Source organism: Rhizobacter sp. P3_B12, assembly GCF_056402895.1.
In genome coordinates, this window is the sequence record NZ_JBFUGN010000668.1 from 1 (window position 1) to 3442 (window position 3442).

A 3442-nucleotide genomic window follows, 5' to 3' on the forward strand; every position below is an offset into this window, starting at 1 on the left:
GTCGTCGTCCACCACCAGCACGCGCGCGGCAGGCAGCTGCCCGTCCAGGCCGACCGCCGCCAGCGCGGCCAGCAGGTCGTCCTTCGAGACCGGTTTGGTCAGCACTTGCGATGCGCCGAGCGCGAAGCCGCGCCGCGCCTCGGCGGTGATCGACACGATGACGACCGGGATGTGCTGCGTCTGCACCTGCTCCTTCAGCTGCGACAGCAGGTCCCAGCCGTCGCGGCCGGGCAGGATGATGTCGAGCAACAGCGCGGCCGGCAGCAGCTGCGCGGCCCGTGCCAGGCCGTCCTCGGCACTGCGCGCGACCTCGACGCGGTAGCCGTTGGATTCCAGTTGCGCGCGCACCAGCGTCGCGGTGCGCGGGTCGTCCTCGACGACGAGGATCAGCGGTGCGTCGGGCCCGGCTTCGCGCGGCGTGCCATTGGCTGAGGGCAGCCCGGCCGGCAGCTCGTCGCGCGGCGCCTGCTGYGCTTCCTCGCCGGCCGGCCGCCACGGCAGCCAGACCGCGAAGGTCGTGCCGGCGTTCGGCGTGCTGCGCAGCATCAGCCCGCCGCCATGCAGTTCGACCAGCCGCTTGACCATCATCAGCCCGAGGCCGGTGCCCTCGTACTCGCGCGACAGCGACGAATCGATCTGCACGAAGGGCTGGAACAGCCGCAGGATGCCGTCGGGCGCGATGCCGATGCCGGAGTCCTCGACGCGGATCTCCAGGAACGACGGCAGCGTGCGCTCGGTCGGCCGGAACATCCGCGTGTCCTGCGCCTCGAGCACGCCGTCGACATCGGCGCGCGCCACCCGCTTCATCGACAGCGTGACCACGCCGCCCTCGGGCGTGAACTTGATCGCGTTGGACAGCAGGTTGAAGACGATCTGCTTCGACTTGCGCAGGTCCAGCTGCAGGCTGCCCATGTCGGGCGCGCACACCGCGTTCAGACGCAGCCGCTGCGTGGCCGCCTTCTCGCGCATCAGCGAGACCGCGCTCGTCATGATGTGCGACGGCTCGGCCGCGCCCAGCTCGAGCGGCATGTGGCCCGACTCGACCTTCGACAGGTCGAGGATGTCGTTGATCAGGCTCAGCAGGTGCCTGCCGCTGACGTGGATGTCGTTCGTGTACTCCAGCTGCTCGGCGTTCATGTCGCCGGCCAGGCCGTCCTTCATCAGGCCCGAGAAGCCGATCACCGCGTTCAGCGGCGTGCGCAGCTCGTGCGACATGTTGGCGAGGAACTCGCTCTTCATGCGGTTGGCCTTTTCCAGCTCGGCGTTCTTGAGCTGGATGTCCTCGCCGCGCACGCGCAGCTGCTCGGCCAGCAGGTTCAGCTCCTGCAGCTGGCCGAGGTTGTGCAGCGCCACCGCGAACTGCGCGCACAGGCGCTCGATGAAGCCGCGGTCGCGCGCCGACAGCGGTGCCGAGGCGGCCAGCGCCAGCACGCCGATCAGCCGCCCCTGGTAGCTGACCGGGCAGATCAGCAGCGCGGCGGGGTGCAGCGTGGCCAGGCCGGTCTCGATGCGCAGGCCGCTTTCCGCATCGAAGCGGTCGAAGTAGGCCGGCTGGCCGCTGCGCGCCACCGCGCCGACCGGGCCGTCGTCGATGCGCAGCACGCCCTTCAGGTCGGCCGGCGCCTGGTGCCGCGCCACCGCGCGCAGCACGCCGCCCCATTCCTCGTGTTCGTAGAACACCGCCACCGGGAACAGCGGGTTCTCGCCGATCAGCGCCAGCGTCTCGGCCAGCACCAGCTCGCGCGTGGATTGCGCGTTGTAGAGCGTCAGCGCGCGGGCATGCAGCGCGTCGTAGCGCCGCTCCTCGGCCACGGCCTGCTCGGCTTGCTGGCGCGCCGCCCAGTCGCGCCGCAGCCGCCACGCGATCACGCCCAGCAACAGCACGAGCGTGGCCAGGAACGCGACGAAGGTGGTGACGGTCGACTGCGAGCGCTGGTCCTCGACGCCCTCGCGCTCGGACAGCAGGCGCCGCTCCTCGGTGTTGATCTGGTCCAGCAGCGCGCGGATGCGCTCCAGCCGCCGCACGCCCCGGCTGAGGCGTTCGTCGAGTGCCTGCGGCGACTCGTTCGGCACCTGCACCTCGTTCTCGTGGAAGGTCTGCACGCGCGCCGCGACCTCGCCGCGCAGCTCCGACATGCGCACCTGCTGCCGCGGGTTGTCGGCGGTGAGCCACGCGAACTGGCGCAGGCCGGTGTCGATGACGGCGAGCGTGGCGTCGCGCTCCTCGATGTAGACCGGGTTGCGGGTCGCGAGGAAGGCCCGCTGGGCCGCCTCGGCGCGGTAGATGTCCGACTGGATGTCGGATGTCACGCTGATCACCTGGTGCGTGTGGCCCACGAAGGCCGACGCCTCGAGCGTCTGGCGTGCGAAGTTCCACCCGATGCCTGCCAGCGTGAGGATGGCCGCCACAGCGACGACAAAGCCCGCGGTCGCGAGCTGCTGAACCGACAAACGCGTCATCCGTTCTCCGATGCGCGCCTTCTCGACTGCCTCCAGGACTGCAGAGGTCAACGGACGGCGTCTGTTGGACCATCGTGACCAAACCGCCGACGGACGCGGCGGAGAGCGAACCTGCTGTGTATCACAGGTTGCGGCTTCCCATCGCGTTGACGGGCCTAGCGGCGCAGCATCGTCGCGAGCAGCAGCAGGCCGATCAGCACCGGCTGGTGGACCATGTAGAAGCTCAGCGACCAGCGCCCGAGCACCGCGAACGGATGCAGCGCCTTCGGCAGCGCGCCGGTGACCCAGTCGCGGCGGTTCGCGAGCACCCATTGCCCGGCGGCCAGGCCCCACCACATCACGCCGATCCACGGCAGCAGCGGCACGTAGTCCTCGGTCACCGGCTTGTGCGTGATCAGGCCGATCCAGTTCGTCAGCCGGGTGTCGAACCACGGGTGCTGCACCAGCCGCGGCAGCGCGATCGCGATGGCGCCCATCAGCCACAGCCAGCGCCCCGCATTCGCGGTGACGCGCGTGATGACCAGCATCACCGCGATGCCGTGCAGCACGCCGAAGTAGATGAAGCTGCGCGGGAACATCAGGTACGAGCCCGCGCTCACCAGCAGCGCGCAGCCCGCCACCTGCGCCCAGCGGCGCCAGAAGCGCGGCCAGCCCTGGCCCTGCTCCCAGGCCACCGCCTGCCCGAAGCCGGCGCAGAACAGGAACAGCGTGACGATGCAGGTGCGCTGGGTGAGCCAGATCGGGTCCGACGTGAAGCTCTGGCGGATGAAGTGGTAGTAGTTCAGGTCGAAGCAGAAATGGAACGCGGCCATCCACAGGATGGCGACCGCACGCAGCGCGTCGAGGCGGTCGAACCGGGCGGGCGAGTGGGAAGGCGCGTTCATGAGGCTCGCGATTGTGCGTGACCGGCGTGACCACGGGTAAGTCCTAGGTTCATGTTCTATTGTTAGGACATTAATGAAACATTAACATCGCCACCGCT

The 3442-nt window shown here is 69.6% G+C and carries 2 protein-coding genes; both read right to left on the minus strand.

Annotated elements, in window-relative coordinates; all coding sequences use genetic code 11:
- Positions 1–2460 (minus strand): ATP-binding protein (locus tag AC1D01_RS25825; protein WP_477871439.1); only part of this gene is annotated, 2460 nt, incomplete at its 3' end.
- A gap of 155 nt (positions 2461–2615) precedes the next feature.
- Positions 2616–3344, minus strand: a complete 729-nt coding sequence (locus AC1D01_RS25830) for an acetyltransferase domain-containing protein (RefSeq protein ID WP_477871441.1) — start codon at positions 3342–3344, stop codon at positions 2616–2618.
- Positions 3345–3442 lie beyond the last annotated feature (98 nt).